6 protein-coding genes and 2 rRNA genes are annotated in these 7,568 nt (G+C 43.9%); 4 read left to right on the top strand and 4 right to left on the bottom strand.

Features of this window, described 5'->3' with window-relative positions; all coding sequences use genetic code 11:
* Both LYNGBM3L_RS20680 and rrf read left to right on the top strand, forming a co-directional pair.
* Nucleotides 1–280 (top strand): 23S ribosomal RNA (locus tag LYNGBM3L_RS20680); the annotation flags it as partial.
* A 62-nt stretch (nt 281–342) separates the two neighbouring features.
* Nucleotides 343–460: ribosomal RNA gene (rrf, locus tag LYNGBM3L_RS20675) — 5S ribosomal RNA — on the top strand.
* Nucleotides 461–578: 118 nt separating this feature from the next.
* Here the strand turns inward: rrf and LYNGBM3L_RS20670 are convergent.
* The 4 genes from LYNGBM3L_RS20670 to def all read right to left on the bottom strand — a co-directional run bounded on the left by LYNGBM3L_RS20670 (nt 579) and on the right by def (nt 4,481).
* Nucleotides 579–1,358 (bottom strand): pentapeptide repeat-containing protein, encoded by a 780-nt coding sequence (locus tag LYNGBM3L_RS20670; RefSeq protein ID WP_008187442.1) that lies wholly within the window; start codon nt 1,356–1,358, stop codon nt 579–581.
* Nucleotides 1,359–1,562: 204 nt separating this feature from the next.
* Nucleotides 1,563–2,933 (bottom strand): PrsW family glutamic-type intramembrane protease, encoded by a 1,371-nt coding sequence (locus LYNGBM3L_RS20665; RefSeq protein WP_008187441.1) that lies wholly within the window; start codon nt 2,931–2,933, stop codon nt 1,563–1,565.
* Nucleotides 2,934–3,314: 381 nt separating this feature from the next.
* The gene (locus LYNGBM3L_RS20660) at nt 3,315–3,515 is read right to left on the bottom strand and encodes a hypothetical protein (RefSeq protein ID WP_008187430.1); all 201 of its coding nucleotides are present in this window, start codon (nt 3,513–3,515) and stop codon (nt 3,315–3,317) included.
* Nucleotides 3,516–3,917: 402 nt separating this feature from the next.
* Nucleotides 3,918–4,481: a peptide deformylase gene (gene def / locus LYNGBM3L_RS20655; protein WP_008187427.1), complete on the bottom strand. Its 564-nt coding sequence runs from the start codon at nt 4,479–4,481 to the stop codon at nt 3,918–3,920.
* 426 nt (nt 4,482–4,907) lie between these two features.
* On the opposite strand from def, the gene LYNGBM3L_RS20650 reads away from it, so the two are divergent.
* Entirely contained in the window at nt 4,908–5,819 is a 912-nt protein-coding gene (locus LYNGBM3L_RS20650; RefSeq protein ID WP_008187425.1) for a cell division protein FtsX, read from the top strand.
* Nucleotides 5,820–5,986: 167 nt separating this feature from the next.
* Complete coding sequence (locus tag LYNGBM3L_RS20645) at nt 5,987–6,892, top strand: DUF3598 family protein (protein ID WP_008187423.1); 906 nt, start codon at nt 5,987–5,989, stop codon at nt 6,890–6,892.
* The last annotated feature ends 676 nt before the right edge of the window (nt 6,893–7,568 follow it).

Genomic DNA, 7,568 nt, shown 5'->3' with positions numbered 1-7,568 from the left:
GCAGGCGTAAGAGTATTGAGAGGAGCCCTCCTTAGTACGAGAGGACCGGGAGGGACGCACCGCTGGTGTACCAGTTATCGTGCCAACGGTAAACGCTGGGTAGCCAAGTGCGGAGAGGATAACCGCTGAAAGCATCTAAGTGGGAAGCCCACCTCAAGATGAGTACTCTCACTCTGTTAAGGAGGTAAGGTCACAGTAAGAACAGCTGTTGATAGGCGTTAGGTGGAAGTTTAGTAATAGATGAAGCCGAGACGTACTAACTGACCGAGGGCTTGACCACAATAACCACGACAATTTGGATTTGAAACACTAGCTATGCAATCTTAATGGTTCTAACCACTTCCTGGTGCTTATAGCGCTACGGAACCACACCGACCCCATCCCGAACTCGGAGGTGAAACGTAGCTGCGGCGAAGATAGTTGGTGGGTAGCTGCCTGCTAAAATAGCTCAGTGCCAGGATAATTAATTTAGACTAAAACCTCCTTAGGTAACCTTGACCTGAGGAGGTTTTGGTTTTAGGGATAATTGTACTTCCCCATCAGGCCACACCTAAAATTTAGCCACTTAAAATAGCCACTTAAAAGGGAGAAAGAAATCTCAAGAGTATGCTACCAACCGATGCCAGGGCGTTGCCTAAATTAGAACCTCCTTTAGAGGTTGCAGAATTTTGGGCAATTTCTATGCCTTTAACTAAACTCTGTGACGCCTGGTATCCAGGAATATTTCCTTGTTCTTTAAAGAGTTCACTAGCGATAGTACCATCTTGGGTCGCTGCTACTTCCTCTCCCAGTCTGAAACGAGCCATACCACGAGCCAAAAAAGCTGGAGCAAAGTCAGGCTTCATGCTCAAGGTTTTGTCGTAATACTCAATGGCAGTTTTGTAGTTACCTCTTTTGGCTTCTACTACTCCCCACGCATAGAAATCTTCTGCGGTACCTGCATAATCTGGAATACCGATGGTTCCTTGTATATAAGCATTACTCAAGCTCACACCATACAATTGGGCATTAACTAAAAACGCTTCCCTCAGGTCAGTACTGAATAAGTTAGCACCAGCAAGATTAGCACCAGCAAGATTAGCACCATTGAGAGAAGCACCACTGAGATTGGCACCACTCAGGTCAGCTCCTGTCAAATTAGCACGGCTGAGATTAGCACGACTCAAGTCAGCCCCAGCGAGATTAGCACCCACTAAGTCAGCCATAATCAAACCTACCCTAGTTAAATCACACCCTTGACACTGTTTGGTTGACAGTAACTGTTGAGTATGAGCTAGATTTTCAGCTTTAGCAATGGTGCTGAGGCTGGTCGTGGTTAGTAAAGCCGCAGTGGTTAAAATGGTGAGTTTGATGTTCATAGAATTCATTGTTTTTAAAACAGCTGCTAATTATGAATTAGTAATTATGAATTATGAAGTGTAAATTAGCAATTATGAATTATGAAGTGTAAATCCTAGTTGTGGTTAAAGTTTTTAGTTAATGTGATAGGCTAAACTTCTAAACCCCTTTAAAGTTTAAACTTTAAACCTTAAACTTTAAACCTTAAACTTTCATAAGTATCCCTAATTTTTAAAAAATTGGGTAGCGAAGTTTTGCGATCGCGTTGGTGATAGTGCCCTTGCTTTGAGAATTGCCGCTGTTAAAAAGACGTAGGACACAACCCCAACTATTGCCAAGAGTATACTATTAACATATCCCATCGCATTCCACAAGGCATGCAGAGCAGAAGCATTCAGATAGCCAATGCCTATGATCTGCCAACGCTTACGGGGTTTGAGGACGCTTAACCCAACAAAATACCCGAAGTATCCACTATAAGCCATGTGTCCTGCCACTGAGCCAAGAACCCGAGGAATCAGCAACTGCAATCCTAACAGGTCACCCTCCAATTCAGTAGTTGGCAGTATCACACCCTCTATAATATTCGGCACATATTGCCCTAAGGTTTCTACCAAGGTAAATCCCACCCCCGATGCTGTCCCCAATAAAATTCCATCGAGGGGTTCCCAGACACCAATTCTTTCTCGCCAAGGGGTACGCAGGAAATGTCCCAAAGCATATAGTCCCAGCATAGGTATAGCCTTGAGCAACTCTTCCATTAACCCAGCACCAAAAAACATCCGGATGAATAAAGTAGTCAAGTTGACAACTTCACCTAGTTGTGGTATGTCGCCAGGTAAAATTCCCCGAAAAATTTTGATAAATAGGGGCAGCAGCGGGCTGACCAAAATTAAACTGGTGGATAGAGTACTACCCAGCAGAACCCACCAAGGTTTAGGTTTGCCACAAAGTTGGTAAACAAAGTAATAGGCTAATCCTGCCAAGTAGGCAGCTAGCAAAAGATTAAAAACTACTGGTTGACCAACTGCAGCAAACATTGATACCACAAAGAGTACAGTCACGATACCAGGAGCCAAAAAAGCTTTTTGATTTAAATCCCGTCCTGTTGAAAAGATGGGAAACAGTTGGGTAAAGGTGACATAATCGGTCTGAGGCTTTGGTATCTTGCTAATCGGTTTTAGGGGTTTTTCTATGGCAATAGTTTGGGATGGGATAGATGGTAAATTAAGGGATGTCGTTACCTCGCACTCAAAGATGAATTTTGGACCATCGTGACCCAACTCAATCCGATCCCCGGAGTGCAATTGCTGACAACCCTGCAAATATTCGCCATTCACATAGGTACCATTCACACTATCAAGGTCACAAATTTCCCAGCGGGGACAGCCATTTTTTAGAGGGGTCAGAGGGCTAATTACCGCATGACGGCGCGATACGCTGACGTAGCGATAGGGATCTAAGGAAATTTTACAGTTAGGGTCACGTCCAATGACGTTATCCTCTAATTCAGAAAGGGGTAGTAGGGCGAGTATCTCTTTGTTATCGCTAGTGGAAAGCTGGCGCAGAAATCCACTGTAAACTTGACCAGTCATTGCTACTTTGGTCGTTATTGGTTATTCATACTCCCCATGCTAATCCGGCAGGGGATTCTAGTTTCAAGAACGTTTCTTTGGTTTGCAGATCTCTCGATCAACACAGATAGAAGAAACATCGACCCTCCTGTCTTGATGGAGAGCGCGAGTGGGGGTTTTCCCCAAGACCGCGCTGCATCGCTCGCATACTTCCCAAATGCCCAACAGTCCCCTTAGCAGAGGCTTTGGATTACTTTGGCTGCATTAACATCACCAGCATAGTAATCAGTTGTCCAACGTTTTTGTATATCCTTGGATCCTAATCATCCACCGTTTTCAATGGTTTCTAGCAAAGGAATTGCACCACCAAACGAATTGCACTACTATATTTTAATAATGTCCTTAGCCCTTTATATTCGCTCTGGCATCAAGCACCGCTAGGTAGAAAGAGAGACCACCGATAGGAATACTAGCAGCGAGGATAATTCCAGTCACCAAATTCCCTAACTCGGGGTCACCATAGGAAAGTTCAAAAATTGAACCCACAGCCGCAATCCCAGCAACACAGGCAATCATCAAAAACAGAGCACTTTTTGGGGTCATCATAAGCTTTTTTGTGAAATATTATTATCAGAAATCATAAGATTGAAATTAGCTGTGGGGCAATCAATTAAACCTAACCGCTAAGTAATAGGTCATATCTAGCCCGTTTTACTATTTATGATGCTTGGGTGTTAGTTAATTTAAAATTCAATATTAACAATTCCCAATTTTTAATTTATACCCATTAGATAAACCCTATTATAAGTGATTAACCGCACTTCAGATCAAATTTATAAGAGCAGTCACAGTTCAGTAAGTTGTAGAAGGTTAAGGGAGTAGAAAGATTACTGTGACTATAGCCATCGTAATTGAAAAGTTAACAAGAACAGGTCGTTATAGTCTTTCCCATCACCCCATCACCACCTCACCAGAGGTTTCACAAATAAACTCAGATTGGTATAGTTATTTAATTGGTTTCACCGCTTGGGGTGAGAACCCGTGCTTATTCAATTCTTCAGTCAAGGCTAGACCATTTTGCACCCGATCAACAAACATCACTCCTTTAAGGTGGTCTATCTCATGCTGAATGACGCGAGATAGTAATCCATTCGCCTTTAAGGTTCTAGGGCGTCCGTTTTGATCCTTGTAAGCTACTTCAATTTCGTCTGGACGGGTGACATCTAAATATACACCGGGAATGCTCAAACAACCTTCCTGGCCATCACACGGGGTGCTACCAAAACTCTTGATTTCTGGGTTAATTAACACCAGTGGTTGGTTATCTTGGTTATTAGGTTCACAGTCAACCACAATCATTTGCTTATTAATCCCGACCTGAGGGGCTGCCAAACCGATACCATCTGCACTGTACATGGTTTGCAGCATTTGCTCAGCTAATTTCCGGATGTTCTGGTCTACTTTAGCAACCCGCTTAGCAGGCTGACGCAGGACGCGATCGCCTAGATAATGAATTGTTAATGGTGGATTCTCTAATTTTTTCTTTTCAACGATAAGTTCAGCAGTCATGGGGTTATCGACTTGTGAGTCAGGGTATGCTTAGGGTTAGACGCTTAGCTGCTAAAGGATTAGAACACTCAACATACACATTCTTCAACAGAGTGCCTAAGACAGAGTGCCTAAGTTGGTCTATTATTATAGTCTTGCCTCGCTTTCTTAGTTTATCATGCCCCACGCCCCAAGAGCCTTCGCGCTGCGGTGCGACAAGGCGCTGCCTGAACCTCCTCAAGGGAACGCGCACCAAGAGAGGGGATGGGGACTGCGCCCCAATGATTTCATTGATTATCCCTGGTCGCCCATAGGTGGGTATTATGTCAAAATCGTACGTTTGTTGTGATTTATTGCTATCCCAAAATTCTTTTACAGCTTTTGATTTTCCTGGAAACTAGCAGCTCTATCGGTTAGAACCCAACAGTAACACCAAGTCAGGGACGGATGTTTAAATTTCTCACTCAACTGGACTACCTGCTGCGGGAAACTTTCTTAGGTCTACAACGTGGCGGCTGGAGCAACTGGGCGGCAGTTAGCACAGTCACTGTCCTATTGTTTCTGTTTGGTATAAGCTGGCAAGCCTCCTGGCAGTTAGGTGGGCTACTCAATCAGTTGGGGAGTCAACTAGAAGTGGCTGTTTATCTCGAACCAGGGGCTGAGGCAGAAATGGTCTTACCAGCAGTTGAGAAATTGCCCAAGGTGATGGCGGTTCAAACTATTTCCAAAGAAAAAGCTTGGGCATCCTTGGTTGAGGAACTGGGAATTTCGGACATTGCTGCTGCTACGGAACAGTTGGAAGGGAATCCCCTAGTGGATGAACTGAAGGTAAAGGTAAGCAAACCAAAGGATGTGCTAATTCTTGCCCAGCAGTTGTCACAGTTGCCAGGAATAGATCAGGTGCAGTATATGGATCAGACTCTCAAACAAATGCGACAGCTTCATCATGGTTTAGGCTGGGTGAGTCTGATCATTACTACCATTCTCAGTCTGACGGCAGTGGCAGTTGTTACCACCACAATGCGCCTGATTGTGATCGCAAGACGCCAGGAAATTGAGATTATGCAGCTAGTTGGGGCAACCAGATCCTGGATTTATCTGCCATTCATGTTGCAAGGAATTACTTTTGGTGTAGCTGGGGCAGCCCTAGCCTGGGTTTTGTTGATCGGTCTGCGGCAATTTCTGACTAATCTGCTCGCGACTGGACCTGATTTTATCGAATTTATCGCTACAGTGGTGCCACCTGACCCACTTAAAATTGTGGTGTTACCCTTACTGCTGTTGATTCTCGGGGGTTCAGTGGGTTTGCTCGGTAGCTGCTTAGCTGTTAGTCTCGAAAGCATCGCTATCGGAAAATGAGGTTACCAAAATTTGGTCTAATTCTGGTATTTTGTCAGTGGTTAGTGTCATGGCAAGTGGTTAGACCAACAGAGCAATGATGGAATGGAGGTTGGTAGACAGACTCATGACCCACGACTAACAACTAATGATACTAATGACTAAGAGCTAATCACTAAGGACTACTTATGCGATCGCAATGGGAATGTTTTTTGCAAAATCAAGGGAGTTGGCATGGTTCCTTTACCACATTCTCACCAAAAGGGCAACAGTTAAAAGATATTCCCTCTGTGCTCACTATAGAAGGACTCGACGATAACCACAAAATTCGTTTGACTCTTCGCTATCTGCCACCTGAACAAGCTATATTCAACCGAGTTCTGGAATACACCCATGTAGATCGCTATCTTATGTTCTTTGACACTGGTGCATTTTCCCAAGGCGCACTACAGTGGGCTCCTTATCCCGAATTTGGGGCAGAATTTGGCTTGATTGAGGGTAACCGTCGTCTGCGGATGGTGCAACTGTATAACAGGGAGAGTCAGCTGAAGCAGTTGACCTTAATTCGAGAAAAACTGGCGGGTACGGATACACCAGAACGTCCAGCATTAACCTTGGAACAGTTGCTCGGAGAGTGGCGTGGAGAGGCAGTAACCCTTTATTCTGATTTGCGATCGCCTAACATCTATCCTACTCACCTTAAACTTCAGCATCATGAAAGTAACCGCTTAGTACAACAACTCACATTTGGCACAGGAGAATCATTACGTACCATCACCTCTAGCGCTAAGATTGATGGGTCAATTCTGTATTTTGACGGCGGTGCGACCCCGGTCGGGTTTCCCGACCTAGGGAACGCGCACCAAGAGAAGGGTGCTGTTTCTACTCAAGTTTTATTATTGCCCGATGGGGCATCATCTACTTGTCCAATAACGGTTAAGCCAGGTCATTCTTTCTTCCTAGAAGTAGGTTGGTTGTGGCAAACTAACCAACGTCAGCGGCTGATTCGCTCTTTTAACGATAAAGGGCAATGGGTTAGTCTTACTTTGGTAAGAGAGCACAAAGTATCTTCTGGGCATTATATAAAAGAATAAAAGATGAAGTATCAAGCATGAAGTATCAAGGATAAAGTATCAAGCATGAAGTAGGTGGGCTTTTTGACAACCCAGTCAACCTGAAGAGATATTATCTATAGCGTTTTTAAACGATATGTGAAATTACGATTGATGGATAAAGGTAACTTCGGATCAGTAGGAAAGAAATACAAGTATTTTTTGATGTTATGAGCAATCAAAATTTGGTTTCATGTTCTATTTGGAAATGCTATGTAGCATTTTGATTTTAGATGTAAACATAGCGGTGCGACCCAAGGGGGATGGGAGCAGGTCAAATTTGCCGAACAAATGAACTACTTGACAAAACACCAAAAATTCTGTTATTGAGCCGGTCTTAGTTGCAGAACAGATCAACTATGTACCATTAGAGCTTGGCTTTTACCCGGGGGCTATAGTAATGGTAAAAATATTCGGCATTTCTGACATGCTCCCCCTATTACCTATTACCCATTACCTATTACCCATTACCTATTACCCATTACCCAGATAAGCGTACAAATGTTAGGCATTTGTGACATGCTCCCAAGGGGGATTTACTCGCCCTAGGAGGCGCGCAGGGTGGATTAATCTAAAAAAGCTATAGCGCTATTCCCTATTCCACCTGAACCAGCGCTATAGCTTTTTAACCAGTTAACTGGCATAAGGTTGCGCATTT

This window comes from Moorena producens 3L, from assembly GCF_000211815.1.
GTDB lineage: Bacteria > Cyanobacteriota > Cyanobacteriia > Cyanobacteriales > Coleofasciculaceae > Moorena > Moorena producens.
The sequence above is the reverse complement of the archived record's forward strand: the minus strand, read 5'-3'. Positions and strand labels throughout refer to the sequence as shown.